Annotated in this window: 20 protein-coding genes; 7 read left to right on the top strand and 13 right to left on the bottom strand. The window is 73.2% G+C overall.

What is annotated here, in order from left to right; genetic code table 11:
* Nucleotides 1–14 precede the first annotated feature (14 nt).
* The 10 genes from B0I32_RS15335 to B0I32_RS15290 all read right to left on the bottom strand — a co-directional run bounded on the left by B0I32_RS15335 (nt 15) and on the right by B0I32_RS15290 (nt 9,902).
* Nucleotides 15–1,163 (bottom strand): NAD(P)/FAD-dependent oxidoreductase, encoded by a 1,149-nt coding sequence (locus B0I32_RS15335; RefSeq protein WP_245955844.1) that lies wholly within the window; start codon nt 1,161–1,163, stop codon nt 15–17.
* On the bottom strand, nt 1,160–1,984 hold the full coding sequence (locus B0I32_RS15330) for an ABC transporter permease (RefSeq protein WP_106239350.1): 825 nt from the start codon (nt 1,982–1,984) through the stop codon (nt 1,160–1,162). Before B0I32_RS15330 ends, B0I32_RS15335 begins: the two co-directional genes overlap by 4 nt.
* Nucleotides 1,981–2,865: an ABC transporter permease gene (locus B0I32_RS15325; protein ID WP_106239349.1), complete on the bottom strand. Its 885-nt coding sequence runs from the start codon at nt 2,863–2,865 to the stop codon at nt 1,981–1,983. Before B0I32_RS15325 ends, B0I32_RS15330 begins: the two co-directional genes overlap by 4 nt.
* Complete coding sequence (locus tag B0I32_RS15320; protein ID WP_181307423.1) at nt 2,829–3,929, bottom strand: ABC transporter ATP-binding protein; 1,101 nt, start codon at nt 3,927–3,929, stop codon at nt 2,829–2,831. The genes B0I32_RS15325 and B0I32_RS15320 overlap by 37 nt, the downstream gene beginning before the upstream one ends.
* Nucleotides 3,926–4,957 (bottom strand): ABC transporter substrate-binding protein, encoded by a 1,032-nt coding sequence (locus B0I32_RS15315; RefSeq protein ID WP_106239344.1) that lies wholly within the window; start codon nt 4,955–4,957, stop codon nt 3,926–3,928. The genes B0I32_RS15320 and B0I32_RS15315 overlap by 4 nt, the downstream gene beginning before the upstream one ends.
* Nucleotides 4,954–6,006: an ABC transporter substrate-binding protein gene (locus B0I32_RS15310; protein WP_106239341.1), complete on the bottom strand. Its 1,053-nt coding sequence runs from the start codon at nt 6,004–6,006 to the stop codon at nt 4,954–4,956. The genes B0I32_RS15315 and B0I32_RS15310 overlap by 4 nt, the downstream gene beginning before the upstream one ends.
* The gene (solA, locus tag B0I32_RS15305; RefSeq protein ID WP_106239339.1) at nt 6,003–7,118 is read right to left on the bottom strand and encodes an N-methyl-L-tryptophan oxidase; all 1,116 of its coding nucleotides are present in this window, start codon (nt 7,116–7,118) and stop codon (nt 6,003–6,005) included. Before solA ends, B0I32_RS15310 begins: the two co-directional genes overlap by 4 nt.
* Nucleotides 7,119–7,271: 153 nt before the next feature.
* Nucleotides 7,272–8,006, bottom strand: a complete 735-nt coding sequence (locus tag B0I32_RS15300; RefSeq protein WP_106239337.1) for a GntR family transcriptional regulator — start codon at nt 8,004–8,006, stop codon at nt 7,272–7,274.
* A gap of 87 nt (nt 8,007–8,093) precedes the next feature.
* Nucleotides 8,094–8,879: an ABC transporter permease gene (locus tag B0I32_RS15295; protein WP_219911827.1), complete on the bottom strand. Its 786-nt coding sequence runs from the start codon at nt 8,877–8,879 to the stop codon at nt 8,094–8,096.
* 3 nt (nt 8,880–8,882) lie between these two features.
* A complete protein-coding gene (locus tag B0I32_RS15290) occupies nt 8,883–9,902 on the bottom strand; it encodes an ABC transporter substrate-binding protein (RefSeq protein ID WP_181307421.1) in 1,020 nt (339 codons plus the stop codon).
* Between the two features lie 122 nt (nt 9,903–10,024).
* Here B0I32_RS15290 and B0I32_RS15285 point away from each other — a divergent pair, with 122 nt between their 5' ends.
* The 5 genes from B0I32_RS15285 to B0I32_RS15265 all read left to right on the top strand — a co-directional run bounded on the left by B0I32_RS15285 (nt 10,025) and on the right by B0I32_RS15265 (nt 16,574).
* Nucleotides 10,025–10,783, top strand: a complete 759-nt coding sequence (locus B0I32_RS15285) for an ABC transporter ATP-binding protein (RefSeq protein WP_106239333.1) — start codon at nt 10,025–10,027, stop codon at nt 10,781–10,783.
* Nucleotides 10,784–11,083: 300 nt separating this feature from the next.
* The gene (locus tag B0I32_RS15280) at nt 11,084–14,362 is read left to right on the top strand and encodes a hypothetical protein (protein WP_106239331.1); all 3,279 of its coding nucleotides are present in this window, start codon (nt 11,084–11,086) and stop codon (nt 14,360–14,362) included.
* 134 nt (nt 14,363–14,496) lie between these two features.
* Nucleotides 14,497–15,513, top strand: a complete 1,017-nt coding sequence (locus tag B0I32_RS15275; RefSeq protein WP_106239329.1) for an aminotransferase class V-fold PLP-dependent enzyme — start codon at nt 14,497–14,499, stop codon at nt 15,511–15,513.
* Between the two features lie 224 nt (nt 15,514–15,737).
* Nucleotides 15,738–15,956 (top strand): hypothetical protein, encoded by a 219-nt coding sequence (locus B0I32_RS15270; RefSeq protein ID WP_106239326.1) that lies wholly within the window; start codon nt 15,738–15,740, stop codon nt 15,954–15,956.
* A gap of 135 nt (nt 15,957–16,091) precedes the next feature.
* A complete protein-coding gene (locus B0I32_RS15265; protein ID WP_106239325.1) occupies nt 16,092–16,574 on the top strand; it encodes a pyridoxamine 5'-phosphate oxidase family protein in 483 nt (160 codons plus the stop codon).
* Between the two features lie 76 nt (nt 16,575–16,650).
* Here the strand turns inward: B0I32_RS15265 and B0I32_RS15260 are convergent, their stop codons facing one another.
* Genes B0I32_RS15260 through B0I32_RS15250 form a run of 3 tightly spaced genes read right to left on the bottom strand, consistent with a single transcriptional unit; the run spans nt 16,651 to nt 19,041 of the window.
* The gene (locus B0I32_RS15260) at nt 16,651–17,220 is read right to left on the bottom strand and encodes a TetR/AcrR family transcriptional regulator (RefSeq protein ID WP_106239323.1); all 570 of its coding nucleotides are present in this window, start codon (nt 17,218–17,220) and stop codon (nt 16,651–16,653) included.
* A gap of 43 nt (nt 17,221–17,263) precedes the next feature.
* On the bottom strand, nt 17,264–18,226 hold the full coding sequence (locus tag B0I32_RS15255; protein WP_425438103.1) for a haloalkane dehalogenase: 963 nt from the start codon (nt 18,224–18,226) through the stop codon (nt 17,264–17,266).
* The gene (locus tag B0I32_RS15250; protein WP_106239320.1) at nt 18,223–19,041 is read right to left on the bottom strand and encodes an NAD(P)H-binding protein; all 819 of its coding nucleotides are present in this window, start codon (nt 19,039–19,041) and stop codon (nt 18,223–18,225) included. The genes B0I32_RS15255 and B0I32_RS15250 overlap by 4 nt, the downstream gene beginning before the upstream one ends.
* Nucleotides 19,042–19,124: 83 nt before the next feature.
* Here B0I32_RS15250 and B0I32_RS15245 point away from each other — a divergent pair, with 83 nt between their 5' ends.
* Nucleotides 19,125–19,691 carry a TetR/AcrR family transcriptional regulator gene (locus B0I32_RS15245; protein ID WP_245955843.1) on the top strand — a complete coding sequence of 189 codons (567 nt, stop codon included), beginning with the start codon at nt 19,125–19,127 and terminating at the stop codon, nt 19,689–19,691.
* Between the two features lie 155 nt (nt 19,692–19,846).
* Nucleotides 19,847–21,094: an MFS transporter gene (locus B0I32_RS15240; protein WP_219911826.1), complete on the top strand. Its 1,248-nt coding sequence runs from the start codon at nt 19,847–19,849 to the stop codon at nt 21,092–21,094.
* The last annotated feature ends 31 nt before the right edge of the window (nt 21,095–21,125 follow it).

Genomic DNA, 21,125 nt, shown 5'->3' with positions numbered 1-21,125 from the left:
CAGCGGGCTCGCCGTCACTGCTGGCCGGGGCGGCGGGCCGGGGTGGGGGCCGGGCCGGCGGTGCCGTCGGCGAAGCGGTCCGGCCGGAACGGGGCCAGCAGCGCCGACTCCTGCCCGAACACCTCCCCCGCGACCTCCTCCATCAGCAGCGGCGCCAGCGTGACCCCGCTGTGCGTGGCCACCGTGTAGATCCGCCGGCCCGCGTCGGCGAACCCGGCCACGGTGAGCCCGTCGCCCGGCATCGCGCGCTGGCCGACCACCGCCCGCTCGGCCGTGGCGCCCTCCGTGCCGCGCAGGACGCCGGGCAGCAGCGTCAAGATCTCGTTGATCACCTCGCCGGGCACGGGCGCGTCCGGTCGGGCCAGGCCGTCCAGGGGCAGCGACTGCAGCAGCAGCCGTCCGCCTCCGTCCGGGCGCAGGTTGAGCGCGGCGGTGGTGAGGACGCGCGACAGCCGGGCCGGGAGCGCGGCCGTGGTGACCAGGAAGCCGTTGGTGACCGTGCCGGACACGGCCGGGTCCAGCATCGGGATCGTCACCCCGGCCAGCGCGGCGACCCGCTCGGTCCAGCGGCCGGCGCAGGTGACGACCACGTCGCCGGCGAACGTACGCCCGTCGGCCAGCGTCACCTTCGCGCCCGAGGCGGACGTCTCGATCGCGGTCACCTCGGCGCCGCACTCGACCGTGGCGCCGCCGTCGCGGGCCTCGCCGAGCAGCCGGCCCAGCAGGCGCAGCGGCTGCACGTATGCCTCGCCGGGGAAGAACACGTACTCGGTGCCGGGCGGCGGGGGCACCAGGTCCGGCTCCAGGGCCAGGGCGCGGCGGGCGGTCACCCGCTCCACCGGGTAACCCATGGCGATCAGCCGGCCGACCCGGGCCTCGAGCTGCTCCTTGTGCTCGTCGGTGAGCGCGCATTCGAGGTTGCCGGTGGGGAAGAACCAGTCGCCGGGCAGCTGGTGGTGTGCCCAGACGGCGGCGTGGTTGAGGTCGAAGTACTCCTTCGGCGTCTTGTTGTTGGCGTTGACCCACGCGACCGAGGTGGACGACGTGCCGGCCCCCGGGGCGCGCGCCTCCAGCACCGTGACCTGCGCGCCGCGCCGGGTCAGCCCGGCCGCGACCGCGGATCCGAGCACCCCCGCGCCGATGACGACGACTCGCACGCTCATTCCTTTCCCTTGTGCTCCTCGTCGGCGCCGAAGAGCTTGGCGACGCCGACGAATCGTTCGATGACGACGACCGCGACCAGCGCGAACAGCACCATCAGGGTGCCGATGGCGGTGACGGTGGGGTCGTAGTCGTACTGCATGTAGTTGAAGATGCGCACCGGCAGCGTCTGCAGGTCGGTGGTGACCACGAACAGCGCCACGGTCAGGTCGTCGAAGGAGGTGATGAAGGCGAAGAACGCCCCTCCGATCAGCGCCCCGCGCACGGCCGGCAGGGTGACGTGCCAGAACACCAGGAACGGCGGCGCGCCCAGCCCGGCGGCGGCCTTCTCCGCCGAGCGGTCCAGCCCGGCCAGCCCGGCGAGGACCAGCCGCACCGCGTACGGGACGGTCAGCACCAGGTGGGCCAGCAGCAGCGTGAACGGGCTCGACGCCAGCCCCATCTGCGCGAACCACTGCAGCAGCCCTATGCCGAGCACGATCGTGGGCACCGCGAACGCGCTGGACAGCACCGTCTCCAGCGCCGCCCGGCCCGGAAAGCGGTAGCGGTGGATGGCCAGCCCGCCGGCCAGCCCCACCACGGCCGAGATCGCCGCCGCGGCCACCGCCACGCCCGCGCTGACCGCGAACGACGACAGGAACTCCGGCTTGCGCAGCACCTCGGCGTACCAGCGCAGGGTGATGCCCTGCGGCGGGAACGTCACGTACGAGGTCTCGGTCAGGGAGGAGGCCACGGTCACCGCGACGGGCGCTATGAGGAACGCCCCCACCAGCGCCGCGAACACGCCGCCGAGCACCCGGGTCAGCCGGCCCGTCCTGCTCATTGGAACACCACCTCCCCCTTGCCCCGCCGCAGCAGCCGCGAGTAGCCGAGCAGCAGCCCCGTCGTGACGACCACGAGCACGAAGCCGATCGCCGCCGCGTACGGCCAGTCGAGGGTGGTCGTGGCCTGCGTGTAGACGAAGTACGGCATGAGCTTCACCTTGGGTCCACCGAGGATGGCCGGGGTGACGAAGCTGGAGGCGGTCAGGCTGAACACGATCATCGCGCCGGCCAGCATGCCGGGCGCCGACAGCGGCAGCGTGATCCGCCAGAAGCAGGTCCAGCCGGGCGCGCCGAGCCCCTTGGCGGCCGGGACGAGCGTCGGGTCGATCCGGTCGAGGCTGCCCATGAGGGGCAGCACCATGTACGCCAGCATCACGTGCACCATGCCGATGAGCACGGCGGTGTCGTTGTAGAGGAGCTGCGGCGGCGTGAGCCCGAACCACTTGATCACCGAGGCCACGGGGCCGTTGGGCCCGAGTACCACCAGCCATCCGTACGCGCGGATGACCATGCTGATCAGCAGTGGAGACAGCAGGAGCAGCGCCAGCCAGTTGCGCACCCTGGGTGAGCGCCCGCGCAGGTAGAGCGCGAACGGGTAGCCGACGAGCAGGCAGCCGAGCGTGGTGAGGCCGGCGACTTTCAGCGTGTTCCACAGCACGTCCCGGTAGAACGGGTCGCCGAGGAAGCGCGCGTAGTTGCCGAGCGTGAACGCCCCGGTCTGCGTCCTGAAGCTGTTGGCCACCAGCGTGAACAGCGGCGCCACGAACAGCAGCGCGAAGATCACGAGGGCGGGCAGCGCGAGCAGCAGCCCCGTCCGGCGGGCGGAGCGGCCGGCTCCGGCGGTCACCGCGCCGCCAGCGACGCGTCCGACGGCCGCCATGAGCAGGTCACCTCCTCCCCCGCCGCCGGCACCCGGGCGTCGAACGGCAGCGCCGCCGTCACCTCTCCGGCCGGGGTGGACACGACGCAGCGGATGCGTGAGCCGAGGAAACGCGTGTCGCGCACGGTCCCGTGCAGCCCTTCGCCCTGATCGCCGGAACCGACCCGGACGACCTCGGGCCGTACGTACACCCGCACGGCGGCGCCCTCGGCCGGAGCCTGCCCGACCGGGGTGGCGGACACCTTCCGGCCCGCGACCTCGCAGGTCCCGCCGCCGGCGGCGGTGCCGTCGAGGGCGTTGACCTCGCCGATGAACTGGGCCACGAAGTCCGTGGCCGGGCGCAGGTAGACCTCCTGGGGCCGGTCGAGCTGGTGGATGACGCCGTCGGCCATGACCGCGATCCGGTCGGAGACCGCCAGGGCCTCCTCCTGGTCGTGGGTGACCAGGATGGCGGTGGTGCCGATCCTGCGTTGCAGCGCGGAGACCTCGTCGCGCAGGCGTACCCGCAACTGCGCGTCGAGGTTGGAGAACGGCTCGTCGAGCAGGAGCAGGTCGGGCTGGATGACCAGGGCTCTGGCCAGCGCGGCGCGCTGCTGCTGGCCGCCGGACAGCTGGCGCGGATGCCGCTCGGACATGCCGTCCAGGCCGACCAGCTCCAGCACCTCGGCGACCTGTTTGCCGCGCCGGGTGGCGGCGACCTTGCGCATGCGCAGGCCGAACGCGACGTTCTCGGCGACCGTCATGTGCGGGAACAGGGCGTAGGACTGGAAGACCATGCCCATGGAGCGGCGGTGCGGCGCGACCGTGGTGATGTCGCGGCCGTCCACCTCGATCAGGCCGCCGTCGGCGGTCAGGTGGCCGGCGATCATGTTCAGGGTGGTCGTCTTGCCGCAGCCGGACGGGCCGAGCAGGGTGAGGAACTCGCCCGGCTCGGTCTCCAGGTCCACGGCCGAGACGACCTCCTTGCCGCCCAGGATCTTGCGCACGCCGTCCAGGCGCAGCCGCCCGCGCGGGGCGTCCGTCCCGGGCGGCGTCTTCGCGCTGGTCAAGGGGGTGCTCGTCACTGTTCGACCTCCTTCGTCCATCGGTCGGTCCAGGCGGCGCGGTGGGCGTTGACGTCCTTCCAGTCGAGCGCGGTCATGCCGGCCGCCTGTTTCGTGCCGACCACCCGCCGGGCCAGTGCGGCGTCGAGGGTGGCGTCGGTGACGGTGGGGCCGTCGTAGCCCTCGGCGGCCAGCTTGCGCTGGATGGCCGGCTCCAGCAGCGCGTTGACGAACTTCTGCGCCAGATCGGGATGCGGGGCCTTGGCGACGACGTTCGCGGTGGCCAGCAGCGGGATGGCGCCTCCGTCCGGGTAGACGAACGTGATCGGGAAGTCCTTGTCCGCCAGCGTCTCCACCCGGGAGCCGCCCCACACGCTGGCCACGGCCTGCCCTTGCAGGAAGTAGTTGGACACGTCGGCCGTGGTGTCGAAGGTGAAGGCGTTGGCCGCCACCTTCTTGATCCCGTCGAAGCCGGCCTCGATCGATCCGCCGCCCTCGCGGGCCGCCAGCATGAGGGCGCCCACGCCGTACGTGTTGCTGATCGAGGGCAGCACGACCTTGCCCTTGAGCTTCGGGTCGGCCAGGTCGGACAGCTTCTTCGGAGCGGGCAGGCCGTTCTTGGCGTACCACTCGCTGTTGTAGGCCAGCCCGGTCGCGGTCATCGCGAAGCCGACGCCGACGTCGCCGTCCAGCCGGGCGATCTTCTCCACCTTGGCCAGCCGGGTGACGGCGGCGGGATCGAGCGCGGCCAGCAGCCCCGCCTGCGCCGCCTGGGCCTGTGGCCCGTCGTCGATGAGGGCGACGTCGATCTGCGGGGCGGCCTGCTGGGCCTTCAGCTTGGCCACGGTGTCGGTGGAGCTGCCGGCGATGTAGGTGACCCGGCAGCCGCACGACTTCTCGAAGCCGGGCAGGACGGCCTGCTCGAACGCCTCCTGGTAGGAGCCGCCGTATCCGGCCACGACGAGCGTGCCGGCGGAGGCGGCCGGGTTCGGCGGGGAGCAGGCCGTCAGGCCGATGAGGGCCAGCGCCGCGGCGAGCAGCCTGGTCATGAGGTCTCGATCTCCTTGTTCCAGCGGTCCGTCCAGGCGGAACGGTTCTCGTTGATCACGGCCCAGTCGAGTTTGCGCAGCTCGGCGGCCCGATCCTGGCCGACCACCTTGTCCGCGAGGGCGGGGTCGAGTTCGACGCCCTTGACGGTGGGGCCGTTGAAGTTGGACTCGGCCATGGCCTTCTGCGCGGCCGGTTCGAGCAGCGTGTTGACGAACTTCTGGGCCAGGTCGGCGTGGGGGGCCTTGTTCACCACGTTCACGGTGGCGATCAGTGGCAGCGCGCCCTCCTCCGGGTAGACGAATTCGACCGGGAAGCCCTTCTTGGCCAGCATCTGCACCCGTGAGTTGCCCCAGACGCTGGCCACGGCCTGGCCTTGCAGGAAGTAGTTGGACACGTCGGCGGTGGTGTCGAACGTGACGGCGTTGGCCGCGACCTTCTTGACGCCGGCGAAGCCGGGGTCGACCTCGCGCTCGGATCCGCCGCCGACCTTGGCCGCGATGAGCAGGGCGCCCAGCCCGTACGTCTGCGTGATGGACGGCATCACCAGCTTGCCCTTGAGCCCGGCGTGCGCCAGGTCGGCCAGCCGTATGGGGGCGGGCAGGCCGTTCTTGGCGTAGTAGTCGGTGTTGTAGGCGATGCCGGTGGCGTTCAGGGAGAAGCCGACGCCGACGTCGCCGGGCAGGCGGGCCAGGTCGATGACGTTGGCCAGGTTCGTGACGGTCTCGGGGTCGAGCTCGGCCAGCAGGCCCGCCTGGACGGCCTGGTTCTGCACGCCGTCGTCGATGAGGGCGACATCGATCTGCGGGGCGGATTTCTGGGCCTTCAGCTTGGCGACGGTGTCGGTGGAGCTGCCGGAGATGTAGGTGACGCGGCAGGAGCAGGACTTCTCGAAGCCGGGGATGACGGACTGCTTGAACGCCTCCTCGTACGAGCCGCCGTATCCGGCGACGACCAGCGTGCCGGGGGCGGCGGACGGGTTGGGCGCGGCGCAGGAGGACAGGGCGAGGGTGGCGAGCATGAGGCCGACGATCGGCGTGACGGGTTTCATGGCGACCTCCGAAGGGGGCGGTCCGGGGCTAGGTGGCCGATGCCGCGCGTGGTGGCGCCGCTCTCGACCAGGTCGGCGACGATGTCGCCGAAGACGGGGGCGAGCTTGAAGCCGTGCCCGCTGAAGGCGGTGGCGACGACGGTGCGGCCCCGCCGGCCGAGCAGGCCGTGGCCGTCGGGGGTGAAGGCGTCGGCGTACGTGGCCACGCGCACCGGGTCGGGCCGCAGGCCGGGCAGCGTGGCGGCGACCGCCCGCGCGACCTGCCTGACGTAGGCGGCGGGGACGCTGCGGGCCAGGGACTCGGGTGAGCCGATCTCCTGCCACGGCACGTGCAGGTTGACCTTGACGCCGGCGCCGTCCACGGAGGGGAAGCAGGAGTAGGCGGGCTCGCCGACGCGGATGGCGATCGGGCACCGGCCGGGGTCGAACAGGCTCTCGTCGCGGCGCGGGAACCAGGTCGAGGTGATCGCCTTGGCCACGATCGGCTCGTGCGGGAGCAGGCTGCGCGCCCACGGGCCGGGGGCCAGGACGGCGTGGGTGAAGCGCTGTTCTCCTTCCGCGGTGACGACGGTGACGCCGGCCGCGTCCTCGCGTACCTCCGTGACGGGGGTGTAGCGGGCGATGCGGGCGCCCGCCTGTTCGGCCGCCGCGGCGGCGGCGACCACGGCGGGCTCGGGGCGCAGGTGTCCGGCCTCGGGGTCGGCGACCATGACCTCGCCGTCGCGCAGCGGGTGCTCGGGCACCCGGTCGCGGGCGTCCTGGCCGGTCAGGACCTCGACGGGCAGGTCGCAGGCGCGGGCGGAGTCCAGCACGGCGCGGATCGAGGGGTGCTCGCGCGGGCCGACGGTGACGCCGCCGACCGGGGTCAGCAGGCGGCGGCCGCACCGGCGTTCCAGCTCCTCCCACAGGTCGCGGGCCTGACGCAGCAGCGGCACGTACGCGACGCCCTCCTTGTAGGCGGTGCGGAAGATCCGTGACTCGCCGCCGGCCGCGCCGCGGTCGTGGCCGGGTGCGTAGGCGTCGAATCCGACGGCGGGGATGCCGCGCTCGGACAGCCGCCACAGGGCCATGGAGCCGACGGCGCCGACTCCGACGACGGCGACAGAGGTCATGGATCCGCTCCTTCTCGGGGGCATGGCTGGGGGCCGTTACTCGCGCATGGCTTCGCGCGCATGGCTGGGGACGGTTTTTCGGGCATGGCTGGGGACCGTGGCGCGGGCGGGCCCGGCGCACGGGGGTGGGCCGATCTGTCGGGAAAGGGGGATTCAGCTGTGGTCGGAGGAGCCGCTCAGATCGGTCTCGACGTAGAAGCGCTCGGACCCGGCCGGGATGACGATCTCGACCACTTCGGCGATCTCGCCGCGGCGGGTCCAGGTCTCGCGGGTCCAGCGGAAGACGGGCGCCCCCACCGGCAGGGCGAACAGCTCCGCCTCGGGCCCGGTGAGGACGTGCGGCTCCACGTAGAGCCTGGCCCGCACCAGCTCGACCCCGCGATCGCGCAGGTAGGCGTGGGTGGTCAACGGTTCTAACGGCTGGTCGAGCAGGTCGGGCGCGAGCCGGAACGGCAGGACGTGCAGTTCGATGTTGGCCGCGGTGCCGTCGGGCCGCAGCTTGTGCCGTTCCATCTGGACGACCGCCTCCTCGCCGGGCACGCCCGGCAGCCGCAACCGCGCCGCCTGGGCGGGCAGCACCTGCGCGGAGACGACCCGGTGGTCGCCCGGCATCTCCGGTCCCTGGATCAGCAGGCCGGTGTAACGCAGCAAGTTGTGCCGGCCGACGGCCTGGGCCACGAAGCTGCCGCGCTTGCGGAAGCGCACGATCAGCCCGGCGTCGGCGAGGTCGCGCAGGGCCCGTTGCACGGTGATGCGCGAGACCCCGAACTCCTCGCAGAGCTCGACCTCGGTGGGGATCCGGGTGCCCGGACCCCACTGTCCGTCACGGATACGTGCCTCGAGCGCCCTGCGGATCCGCACATGAAGCAAGAGGTCACGTTCTGACATGCCAAAATACTCGTTGTAGCCTTAAGTTATGTCAATAGGTGTTTAGGTATAACTTATCGGCGTACGGCGAGGTGAGCGCCGTCGTGATCAGCGTGCCGCGGACGTCTCCCTGACCCAGGGCAGCAGCAGGCGCTCGGCCAGCACCAGCGCGTAGAACAGCGCCAGGCTCATGATGCCCAGCAGCGCGATGGCGGCGAACGCGAGCGCCGTGTCCGCGCTGCCGCCGGCCTGGACGATGACGAAGCCGAGCCCCGCGTCGCCCGCGCTGAACTCGCCGATCACCGCGCCGACCGAGGCCAGGGGCATGGCCACCTTCAGCCCGACGAAGATCTGCGGCAGCGCCGCGGGCAGGCGGATCCGCACGAACGTCTGCCCGCGCGGCGTGTCCAGCGACCTGGCCAGCTCGACCAGCTCGGGCGGCGTGGACGTCAGCCCCGAGGCCACCGACAACACGACGGGGAAGAAGCACACCAGCAGCGCCATGACCACCTTGGGCTGCTGCCCGAAGCCCATCCACACCACCAGCAGCGGCGCCAGCGCCACCTTGGGCACGGCGTTGAACGCCACCAGCAGCGGCGCGAACATCAGCTCGGCCACGCGCCAGGCCGCGATCACCAGCCCGATCGCCAGCCCGCAGACCACCGAGAGCGCGAAGCCGAGCGCGGTCTCCGCAAGGGTGATCGCGGCCTGCTCCAGCAGGTAGCCGGGCAGGCGCAGGAAGGCGGTGACGACGGCGGCGGGCGAGGGCAGGATGATCTCCGGGATCGCGAAGGCCGCGGCGGCCAGCGCCCAGCCGCCGATCGCGGCCGTCACGCCCAGCGCCGACCAGCCCGCCGCCGTCACCGCGTCCCCGTGCCGCCCGCCCTCCTCCACGGCTCAGCCCTTGGGGACGAGGCCGAACGACACCACCGACTCCGGCGCCACCTCGCCCGTGAAGGCCCCGGCCTCGCGCAGGACGCCGATCGCGCGTTCGACGCGCTCGCGGCTCATCGCCCCCATCGGCTCGCCTCCGGCCGGGCGCACGTACGGGGCGATCAGGGTCAGCTCGGCGGCCGCGGCCTCGGCGTTCTGGGCCGGCTGGTGCGCGAGCAGGATCCTGGCCGCCTCCCGGGGGTTGTCCACCGCGTACGCCAGCCCCTTGAACAGGGCGCCGGTGAACCGCCTGACCAGGTCGGGGTTCTGGGCCGCGAGGGTGGCGGAGGTGCTCAGCGCCGAGCCGTACATGTCGGTGATGACATCGCCGAACGGCAGCACCTTGACCTCCTTGCCCCGGGCGGCGTTGGCCACGGTGGGCCGGCCGACCACGTACTGGCCGATCGCGTCCACCTTCCCCGAGGCCAGGTTGGCGGCCAGCTGCGCCGGCTGCAGGCTGACCCACTTGACCTTGCTCCTGTCCACGCCGGTGAGCTTGGCGTAGGTGGGGAACATCATGGCGATCACCGACGTGGCCGTGTCCCCGACGGTTCTGCCCTCCAGGTCCTTCGGCTCGCTGATGCCGCTGTCGCCGAGGGTCATGAGCGCCGCCAGCGTGCGCTGGTGGACGGCGGCGACCGCGACCGTCCCGGTCGCTCTGCCGCTGCCGGCGGTGAGCAGCATCGCGGTGAAGTCGATGGGCGAGAAGTGGGCCCGGCCGCCGGCGAGCGCGGCCATGTTCTCGCCGCTGCCCGTGCCCGGCTGCACGCTGACCTCGATGCCGGCCTCGCGGAAGTAGCCCTTGTCCATGGCGACGTAGACGTAGGCCTCACGGCCGAAGGTGCCGAAGCCGGTCACGTAGGTGACCTGGTCGGCGGCCGGCCGGGCGGGTGACGGCTCCGTGCCTCCCGAGCCGCAGCCGGCGGGGAGGGAGAGCGTCGCGACGATGGCGGTGGTCATGATGACACGCGGCAGTCGCCTCATGACACCGATCATGACCGTTTGACGCCTCCGGTCAATATCGCGGCAGGATTTCGTCAGGTGGGCGCGGCGGGCGTCGTCTACGATCGAGATCGATCCGGGCTCGGGGCCGAGGAGGTCGCCAGGTGATCCGGCTGAGCAAGGTGTCCCAGGTGTTCGGCGGGCGCCGGGGTGCGGTGGAGGCGCTGCGCGAGGTCGATCTCGACGTGGCCGGCGGGGAGTTCGTGGCGGTCGTGGGCCGGTCCGGCTGCGGCAAGTCCACGCTGCTGCGGCTGATCGCGGGCCTGCTGGTGGCCGGCTCGGGCGAGGTGCTGGTGGACGGCGATCCGGTGGTCAGGCCGCGCCGTGACGTGGCCATCATGTTCCAGCGTCCCGCGCTGCTGCCGTGGCGTTCCGTGCTCGGCAACGTGCTGCTGCCGGTCGAGGTGTTCGGATGGCGCGGGGAGGAGCACCGGCGGCGGGCGCGTGAGCTGCTGGACATGGTGGGGCTGGAGGCGTTCCACCGGCGGCTGCCGCACGAGCTGTCGGGCGGGATGCAGCAGCGGGTGGCGCTGTGCCGGGCGCTCATCCAGCGGCCGCGCGTGCTGCTGATGGACGAGCCGTTCTCCGCCCTCGACGCGCTGACGCGGGAGGAGCTGTCGATCGAGCTGCAGCAGATCCACATGGAGCACGCGGCCACGGTCGTCCTGGTGACGCACTCGATCGAGGAGGCGGTGCTGCTCGCCGACCGGGTCGTGGTGCTGACGCCGCGTCCCGGGCGCGTCCACACGATCGTGGAGGTGAACGTGCCCAGGCCACGCACGCTGGGCAGGGGCGCGCACGCCGAGGAGCTGGCCCGCTGCTCGGCCGAGCTGCACGAGGTGCTCGGCGCCCGGCGTGCCTGATTCCGGACCTCGTCAATCCGGTTGCCTGGCGGGCGTCTTTGCCCGAATCATGTGGATGTGGTGCGGCTGGCATTCGGAGTGGTGACGGGACGCGATCAGCGGGTCTGGGACGCGCGGGGGCGACCGGTGATGGACCACGGTCCAAGGCGCGGCACGGGGAGCGGCAGGGAGGACCATCCGGGAAGTGACACGGAAGGTCGCGTTGGGGACGGCGCGGAGAGCGACACGGAGAGCCGCGTTGGAGACGACGCGGGGAGCGACGCGGAGGGCCGCGTAGGGAGCCGTGCGGAGAGCGGCGCGGTGGTGTGGGTTCCGGTCGAGGGTGCGCCGGTCGTGGTGGGGCCCGCCGGGGGCGATCCGGGGCCGGCGGTGGCTGAGCTCGGCCGGCTTCTCGCCGACGGTCCTACGGCGGCCGGGGCGGGGGTGGAGTTGTGCCCGGGGTTCGTCTCCGCTCGGCTGGACGGCGCGCGCGGCGATCGGCGGGACGCGGTGCTGGCCGCGGTGCGGGTGCTGGGGCTAAAAGGTCTGCATCGGCTGGGTGAGCGGGCCGGGGTGCTGGTGGCGCTGTTCGGGGCGGAGGCGACCAAGCCGGTGGCCGCCGCCGCGGGCCAGGCCATCGCCGACGGCCGCTGGGCGGCGCTCCAGCTCGCCTCGGCGGCCAGCGGCGTGCTGGGGGCCGAGCAGCTCGAACGCGTCCTACGCCTCGGCCTGCCCGCCCCCACCAGGGAGGGGTCCGCCGCGCCGACCCCGGCACGGCCACCCGGCGATCCGGCTCCCGGGGGAGCCGCGGCCGAGGCAACTCCAGGACCGGCCGTCGTCGAACCCGCACCTGAGCCCGCCGTTGTGGAGCCCGCGCCGGAGCCCGCCGTCGTGGAGCCGGGGTTGGAGGCTGCCGCGTCTACGATGGCTGGTCATCTGGAGCGGGTGCTCAGCCCGTTTCCGCGCAGGCGGCGGCTCGATCTGCTGCTCGATCTGTGGGAGCAGGTGGCGGCCGAGCGGGAGCGGGTCGGGCGCAGGCGGCGGTTGCGGGCCATGCAGGGCAGGCAGAGCAGGCTGGAGGAGCTGACCGCCCGGTACGAGGCCCACGAGGAAGAGCTGCTGATCGCGCACATCACCCAGCAGCTGGGCCACGAGCCGTCGCTGGCGGAGGCGGCCCGCTGGTTCCCCGAGCCGTGGGAGCGGGCGGCGCTCATGCGGCGGGTCGTGGCCGACGCCCTCGCCGCCACCGTGCTGGTACGCACCGCCGTGGCGGTGGCCGATCACGGTGTGCGCGAGGGCATCGCCCGGTGCGCGGACCAGCTCGTCGCCGCAGCCGCCCTCATGAAGCCGGACGAGGCGGGGCGGGCGGCCCGGCGGGTGCCCGGGCTCACCGGTCTGCCCGCCAGGCCCGGCAACTACGTCCGGGATCTGGCCGCCAAACGGCACGACCCGCGGGAGCCGTACGTCAGGCAGCGCCTGGCCAGGGCGGCCGAGTACGCGGAGGTCGTCATCGAGGCCGTCACCGACCGCGTCCTTGAGGCCCGCCCGCAGCCGGGCGCCTGGGCGGGCGCGGGGATGCGTGAGTGGCGGGCCGTCGCCGGATACACCCCGCAGCGCGACCCCGCCTCGTGGTCGCAGCCGCACCAGGAGGAGTCGCGGGCGTCGCTGAGCGAACGGCTGGCGGCCCGGCCCGGCACGGCGCCGGAAGAGGAGGAGACGGCCGGGGACCTGCTCTGGTACGCCGAGCTCGCCGACGCGCTCGCCCAGCTCAACGGCCACGAACGGGCGGACATCGACTTCGGCCCCACCTACCCCTACCTGAACTGGAATCCCTTCCCCCGCCCTGAGGAGCAGCTCACGCCGCCGGTGGAGTCGATCCCGGCGGCGCTGGCCGGGGCGGCGCAGCTGATCTCGTTCGGCGGGCGGCCGCCCCGGCAGTGCCGTACCTGGGAGGAGCTGGTCACGGGGCTGATCGCCGACCTCCGGTTCACGGAGGCGTTCACGCGGGACTTCTCGCTGCCCGAGCCGCTGGCGGCGCGCGACGGCACGATCCTGCCCGGTACGCGGCTGCGGGTGGAGTGCGCGCGCAACGCCCGCATGCTCACCCGGTGGTCGGCGTACATGGGGAACTGCATCGGCTCACCGCACTACGCCGAGGCGGCCGCGCAGGGCAGGTGCGTGCTGCTGGCCCTGCGCCGTGAGGACGGCGCGATCGCCGCCAACGTCGAGCTCGTCCAGCACACGCGCGGGTGGCGGATCGAGGAGTTCCGGGCCAGGTTCAACGCCGACCCCGACCCGGCGCTGCGCCAACGCGTGCTGACCTGGGCAGCCGGTCTGCCGGTGCCCGCGCCCGCCGCGCCCGAGCCGCCTGACCTGCTCCCCGGGCCGCGCCCTGCGGCCCGGCGGCGGCCGAGGCGGGCGTCTCTCGAGGTGAGCGGCCCGCTGGCGGAGCTCGTCGCGGACGCCTTGACGGCCCCTGACGTGGTGGCGGCCCTGAACACTTTCGATCGCCTGTACGCCGCCCGCGACGGCGCCCCCACGTCCAGCACCGCTCCTGGATCCCGGGCGTCCGGAAGCGCGGTTCCCCGATCCCGAACGCCTGCGGGCGCCGCGCCCTCGGCTGCCGTCCCTGGATGGCGAACGCCTGCAGGCGGTGCCGCTTCCGGATTCCGGGCGGCCTGGGATGACGGCCCCGGATCCCCGGAACCGGCGAGTGCCACCACCGGGCCTCAGGAGTCCACGGGTGCCACGCCCGGACACCAGGTGCCCACGGATGCCGCCCCCGAATATCAGGCGCCCACGAGTGCCGCGCCCGGATCCCGAGCGTCCGAGGGCCCCGTGCCTGGATATCGAGTTCCCACGGGTGCCGTACCCGGACCCGGAACGCCCACGAATGCCGTGCCAGGAGCCCGGACGACCGCAGGTGCCGCGCCCGGAGCCCGAGGCGCGCCCGCGATCCAGGTGCCGGCGGGCCTGACGGCGCTGCGCCGGCTGCCGGCCGAACGGATCGAGCGGGCCTGCCGGTACGGCCTGGCCGCGGCGGGCCTGGTGGCGCTGTGGCGAGCCACCGGCGTGCGTCCCCTGGAGCGCGCGCTGGCCGCGCTCGATCCGCGCCTGCGTGAGCAGTACGACCAGCTCCCCCTGCTGCTGGCCGACGCCCCGCTCCCCGGCTCGCTGCGCCGGCTGGCCAGGCACGAGGCGATCGCCCCCGCTCGCTCGATGGAGCTGGTGGCCCGCCGGATCCGTGCCGCGCTCGGGCGTCTGGCGCGGGCCGGGGATCCGGTGCTCGCCGACCACGTGGCCCGCCGCGCCGACACGGCGCTGCTCTGCGCGCTCGTCGTCGTGGTCACCTCCTGGCCGGACGCGGGGCTTCCGACCGTCCCGGTGACACGGCCGGGCGAGACGGGCGTGCCGGGCTTTCCCCGTACGGACCTGGATGACCCGGACGGGCCGTGGCGGCGAGCATTCCCCGCGGCCGCCGAACTGGGCGCCGACCTCGCCGTCTTCAGCGAGCGGGTCGCCACGGACGGCCTCCGGGTCCCGTCCGCGTGGCTGGGCCACGGCGGCTGGCCAGCGCTGTGGCAACGCGCCGCACGCTGAGGCCGACAACGCCGCCCGCTTCAGGCCGACCTTTGGACGCTACGCACTGAGGCCGCTGATTTCGCCCGCTTCAGGCTGATCGCAGGGACGCGACGCGCTGAGGCCGCTGATTTCGCCCGCTTTAGGCTGATCACATGGACATCTCCTCTGCCGCCGGGCTCTGGGACGCTCACCCGGGCTGGCTCAACACCGCCTCCTACGGCCTGCCGCCCCGCCGTGCCTTCGACGAGTTGCAGGCCGTGCTGACCGAGTGGCGGCACGGCAGCGGCGACTGGCAGCCGTGGGACGCCTCCGTCGGCCGCTCGCGCGCGGCCTTCGCCCGGCTCGTCGGCGCCCAGGCGGCCGATGTGAGCGTCGGGTCGACCGTCTCGCAGATCATGTCGGTCGTGGCCACGGCGCTGCCGCCGCGGGCCGAGGTGGTCGTGCCCGAGGTCGAGTTCACCAGCAACCTGTTCCCGTGGGCGGTGGCCGCCGACATCGTGACGGTGCCGCCCGACCGGGTGGCCGACGCGATCACCCAGGACACCGCGGCCGTGGCGTTCAGCGTGGTGCAGTCGGCGAGCGGATACGTGGCGCCGGTGGCCGACATCGTGGCCGCCGCGCGGGACCATGACGCGCTGGTCATCGCCGACGCCTCGCAGGCGTGCGGCTGGCTGCCGGTGGACGTGGCGGGCGTGGACGCGCTGGTGTGCGCGGCGTACAAGTGGCTGATGGCGCCGCGCGGAGCGGCGTTCGGCTACCTGTCGCCGCGGCTGCGCGAGCGCATGCGCCCGCTGGCCGCCAACTGGTACGCCGGCGCGGACGAGGGCGGCTCCTACTACGGGCCGCCATTGCGCCTGGCCGGCGACGCGCGGGCGTTCGACCTGTCGCCCGCGTGGTTCAGCTTCGTCGGAGCCGCGCCCGCCATCGAGCTGCTGAACGAGCTGGGCGTCGAGCGCGTGCGCGAGCACGACGTGGCCCTGGCCAACCGGTTCCGCGCGGGCCTCGGCCTGGAGCCGTCCGACACGGCCATCGTCTCGGTGGACGCCCCGGGCGAGCGGCTGGAGGCGGCGGGAATCAGAGCGGCGGTACGGGCCGGCCGGGTGCGCGCCAGTTTCCACGTCTACACGACCGAGGCCGACGTGGACCGCGCGCTCGACGTCCTGACCTGACCTCCCCCGCACGCCGAGCACGCCCCCGCCAGAGGCCATATTTCACGAAATTTCGAAGTATCAGGACAGGTGCCCTCAGGGCGTCGGGACACCCGTCGAGGGGATCGGCGCTTGGCGTGTCCGACAGCGGAACGTAACCGATGGTCACGTTCTGTAGTCGTCGTGAGCGGCAAGAAGACTCATGGAAACCATCGACCCCCTCCGTCACAGAAGGGCACCTCAGAATGCGCCAGTCAACCCGTATCGGCACCGTAACCCTCGCCGCGGCCTTCGCGCTGTCCGCGCTCGCGGCCCCGGCGGCCGCGATCGGCCCCATCTCCGTCGACGGCACCGTCAACGCGCTGAACGACACGAAGGTCTGCGCGCCCGGGCTCAAGGCCGCGGGCCTGGGCCTGGAGATACCGATCGCCTCCCCGCAGACGTCGGCCTGCGCACAGAGCTGACGGCCTGAGGGGGGCCTGAGGCGCGCGTCCCGCTCCCCCGGGGCGACGCCTCAGGCCCCCTGCCGACTCGGGACACACCCTCCGACCAGCGTTTCCTTCCCACCGGTACGGCCGCCCCGGCTCCATACTCGTGGCATGGACCCGCGGACGGAGATCCTTCACCTGCCGGCCGGCTACCGAAACCAGGAACAGACCGTGACGCTGGCATGGCCGGAGGTGCTGGCCCGGCTGGCCGCCGCGCCCAGCTACTGGCTGGCCACCGTACGCGCCGACGGCCGGCCGCACGTCGTGCCCGTCGGCGGGGTCTGGCTGGACGACGCACTCCACTTCGGCGGCAGCCTGGAGACCGTCCACGAGCGCAACCTGCGCCGCAGCGGCCTGGCCGCCGTGCACCTCGACGACGCCGCCTCCGCCGTCATCGCCGAGGGCCGGGCCGTACGCGTGCATCCCGCCGCCGAGCAGGCCCGCCGCCTCGCGGACGCGACGCGGGCGAAGTACGGCCTCGACTCGGGCCCCGACACTTACGCGCAGGGCTGCTGGTCGCTGACGCCGTCGCGGGCCATCGCCTGGACCGCCCTGGCGACGGACGCGACCCGGTTCATCTGGGACGGCAGATGACCTCCCGCCGCGTGGTCGTAGCGGCTCGGCCGCGGGTTCCGGCGACATCGATGTCGGCCACCGGGCGCGTGGGCCGTCACGGGAGCGGGTCGCCCACGAGGTAGTGCTGCACCACCGGCCCGACGTCGCGCACCAGCGTCTCCATGTCGGCGTCGGCCATCGGCGGGAAGCGCAGCACGTACCGGGTCAGGGCCAGGCCGAGCACCTGGCTGCTGACGAGCCCCGCCCGGTGCGCGGCGTCGGCGGCCCCGGTGACGGTGGCCACGAACGCGGCGATCTGCGTCTCGAACACCTCGCGCATGCGCTCGGCGGCCATGGGGTTCGTGCTGGCCGAACGCAGCAGCATGATGAGCACGTCGTCGGACAGGTCGCCTTCCCACCGGGCCAGGAAGTGCCGGACGAGCAGCTCGCCCAGCCGTTCCCTCGGCGGCCGCTCGACCACGCCGAGCCGCAGGTCCACGTCCACGGCGGCGCTGAACAGCCCCGCCTTGCTGCCGTAGTAGCGCATGACCATGGACGGGTCCACGCCGACCATGGTGGCGACCGCCCGGATCGTCATGGCCTCGTAGCCGCGTTCGATGAGCAGTTTCCTGGCGGCGGCCAGGATGGCGGTCCTGGTCGCCGCCGAGCGTTCGGTGAAGGCCATGACAACAAGTGTAGGCCAACATCTGTTGGGAATCGTCCGTCGCTCACCACCCCTGCCCGGACATCCATTCCCTGACGGCCGCCGCGACGACCTCCGGCTGGTCCTCGGGGGTGTGGTGACCGGCGACCTCCTCCCGGCGGACGATCTCCAGCGCGGCGATGTTCTCCGCGCACCAGGCGAGGGTCTCCTCCGTCCACATCGTGCCGGGCCCGGGACGGAAGCCGAGCAGCAGTTTCGGCACCTCCGCGCTGGCGGCCAGCCACCGGCCGAACGCCTCCACCCTGGCCACCACGTCGGCCGGCTCGCCGCCCAGCGGCATCGAGCGGGCCCAGCGCAGCAGCGGCAGCCGGCTCTCCCTGGTCGGGTACGGCCGCAGGTAGGCCGCCCGGTCCTGCTCCGTCAGGGTGGCGGCGGTGGCGGGCAGGCCCGCGCGGAGGAAGGCGTTGTCGTCCAGCATCATGGACTCCCCGACGCCGTCGGTCTTGATCGCCCGGAACAGCTCGCGCCCGCCTTCAGGGAACTCCTCCCAGGTCATCGGCTTGACGATGGCCTCGGTGAAGGCGATCCCGCGGACCCGTCCCGGATGGCGGGCGGCCCAGTCGAAGGCCAGCGCGCCGCCCCAGTCGTGCCCGACGAGCACGACGTCGTCGAGGCCGAGGGCGTCGAACCAGGCGTCCAGGTGGCGGGCGTGGTCGGCGAAGGTGTAGCCGATGGCGGGCTTGCCCGACTCCCCCATGCCGATCAGGTCGGGAGCCAATCGCCGGCCGCGGCCGACGGCGGGCATCACGTGCCGCCACAGGTGGGAGGAGGTGGGGTTGCCGTGCAGGAAGACGATCGGATCGCCTTCACCCAGTTCCCGGTAGGCGATCGTGGACCCGAGGACCGGCAGGCTCCGCATGACGGAGCCGGTCCCGTCCCGTCCGGGCGCAGGAGTGCGCGGGCCGACCGGCGCGTTGAAGGTGCGCGGGGCGTTCATGGTGCGCGGGGTGCGCGCGGTGCCGGTCATGGGCGGAAGGCGGCGGCGTTGCGGGCGGCCCAGTCGGCGAAGGAGCGCGGGGCGCGGCCCAGGACGCGCTCCACGTCGGGGCTGACCCGCTGCTCGGCGGGGAGCGGCGTGCCGAGGATGGCCAGGGTGCCCTCGACGACCGGCTCCGGCATGAACTGCAGCATCTGCTCGCGGGCCTGCTCCGGGGTCTGCTCGACGAAGCTCACCGGCGCGCCGATGGCCTGCCCGATCGCGGCCGCCCTGTCGCGCGGGGTGACGGGCGCGGGCCCGGTCAGCTCGTACGTACGCCCTGCGTGCCCGTCCGAACGCAGCACCACGGCCGCGACCTCGGCGAGGTCGGCCGGATCGACGACCGGCAGCGCCACGTCGGCGAACGGCGCGGCGGCGGTGCGGTGCGCGCGGATCGGCTCGGCCCAGGCCAGGGCGTTGGAGGCGAAGCCGCCCGGCCGCAGGATCGTCCACTCCAGCCCGGACTCGCACACCGCCCGCTCGAAGGCGGCCGGGTGCTCGTACGCCCGCGGCCTCGTCCCGGCCCCCTGGGAGGAGAGCAGGACGACGCGTTTGATGCCGCCCGCCTGGGCGGCGTCGAGGACGGCGCGCGGGTCGGGGCCGGCGACGAGCAGGAACAGCGCGTCGGCGCCGTCGAAGGCGTCCTTCAGCGTCGCGGGGTCCGCCAGGTCGCCGGCGCTGTGCCGGACGCCCTCGGGGAACATCGCGGGCCGACGGGAGAGCGCGGTCACCCGCTCGCCGGCCGCGGCGAGCAGCCGGACAAGCTCGCCGCCCACGTTGCCGGTGGCGCCTGTCACTACGATCATGTCCGCTCCTGAGAATTAGTTAGTTGACTGACTTAGAACGCGACCATAGCGAGCCGCCGGACTGCTTGTCTATAGTTAGTCAGGTGACTAACTCAACACGGGCGGGGAAGCGGGAACGGCTGGCGGGCGCCGCCGTGCGTGTGCTACACGAGCAGGGGGTCGAGAAGACGACCCTCGCCGACATCGCACGCGCGGCCGACGTCCCCGTGGGCAACGTCTACTACTACTTCAAGACGAAGGACCAGCTCATCGAGGCGGCCATCGAGGCGCACGGCCACCACCTCCAGACGATGCTCGACGAGCTGGGCCGGCTCGCCGAGCCCCAGGACCGGCTCAAGGCCCTGCTGCGCGGCTGGATCGGCGAGCGCGACCTGACCGCCCAGTACGGCTGCCCCACCGGAACGCTCGCCTCCGAGCTCGACAAGCGCGACGACGGCCTGGACCGCGCCATCGCCAAGGTGATGGGCCGGCTGCTCGCGTGGGTGGAGGAGCAGTTCGCGGCCATGGGACGGACGGACGCCAAGGAGCTGGCGGTGGCGCTGTTCGCCTCCTACCAGGGCGTCGCCCTGCTGACCAACACCTTCCGCGACCCGGACCTGATGGCCACGGAGGGAGCCCGCCTCGAACGCTGGATCGACTCGCTGACCTGAGCGCACCGACACCGCGGCATGAGAGCACGGCCGGAAAGCCGGGCAGCGGCCACGAGTTGACGTGCTCCTGAGCGGCCGGTAGTGTCCCCCTCCCCTAGCGACGCCTTCGGAGGAGCTGCGGGTGGGGTTCACCCACCGGCCCTCTGGAGGCTCCAGTGCCCAGCGATCCCCTGTCCGACGGACCCTCGCCGCGCCGCCGCGACTTCCGGCTGCTGCTCTTCGGCCAGACCACCAGCCAGCTCGGCGCCCAGGTCAGCACGGTCGCCGTCCCGTTGCTCGCCGTCACGACCCTGCACGCGTCCCCGTCGCAACTGGGGCTGGTCACGGCCTCGGGGACGCTCGCCTTCGCGCTGATCGGGCTGCCCGCCGGCGCCTGGATCGACCGGTGGCGGCGGCGGCCGGTCCTCGTCGCCGGAGACGTGGCCCGCGCCGTCCTGCTGACGTCCATCCCGCTCTCGGCGTTCCTCGGCACCCTGACCATCGCCCAGCTCGTGCTCGTCTCGCTCCTGACCGGCGTGGCCAGGGTCTTCTTCGACATCGGCTACCAGAGTTACCTGCCCTCCGTCGTCGGCGAGCGCGGCCTGCTGTCGGGCAACGCGTCCATGGAGGCCGTCCGGGCCGGCGGTCAGCTGGTCGGCCCCGGTCTCGGCGGCTGGGCCACCACGCTGGTGGGAGCCGCGAACGTGGTGCTGTTCCAGGCGGTGACGTTCGGCCTCTCCGCCGCCTCGCTGCTGGCGATCAGGACGCCCGAGCCGGCGCCGTCCCGCCCGCCGCACGGCGACGGAATGGTGGCGCGGATCCGTCAGGGGGTGACGTTCATCTGGCGGACCCGGGTCCTGCGGGCGACCCTGATCACCAGCGTCGCGTGCAACTTCTCGTTCGCGATGGCCTCGGCCGTCAGCTTCATCTTCCTGGTCCGCACCCTCGGGCTGCCGCCGGCGGCCATCGGATTCGTGCTCGCCGCCGGCTCGGTCATGGTCATGATCGGCGCGCTCGTCACGCCGCGCCTGGCCCGCCGCTTCGGCTCGGCCCGCGTCGTCTGGCTGTCGCTGGCCGTGACCGGCCCCGTCACGCTGCTCGGGCCGCTGGCCCGGCCCGGCTGGCAGGTCAGCCTGCTCGTGGTGGCCACGGCCGCCGGCGAGCTGGGCCAGATCGTGTACGCGATCACGAACGTCACCCTGCGCCAGCGCCTGTGCCCCGCGCACCTGCTGGGCCGGGTGAACGCCACCATGCGCTTCTTCATGATGGGCCCCTTCCCGCTCGGCGCCCTGCTGGGAGGCGTGCTCGGGGAGGCGATCGGGCTCCGGGCGACCCTCTGGGCGGCGGCGGCCGTCATCGTGCTGTCCCCGTCGCCGATCTGGCTGGCCCTGCGGGGCATCAGGGAGACCGAAGACCTTCACTGACCACCGGCGGCCGGGCGACGGCACGCCGCCC

The sequence above is a fragment of the Nonomuraea fuscirosea genome, from assembly GCF_003001935.1.
Classification (GTDB): domain Bacteria; phylum Actinomycetota; class Actinomycetes; order Streptosporangiales; family Streptosporangiaceae; genus Nonomuraea; species Nonomuraea fuscirosea.
This window is presented reverse-complemented; position numbering and strand designations above follow the sequence as displayed.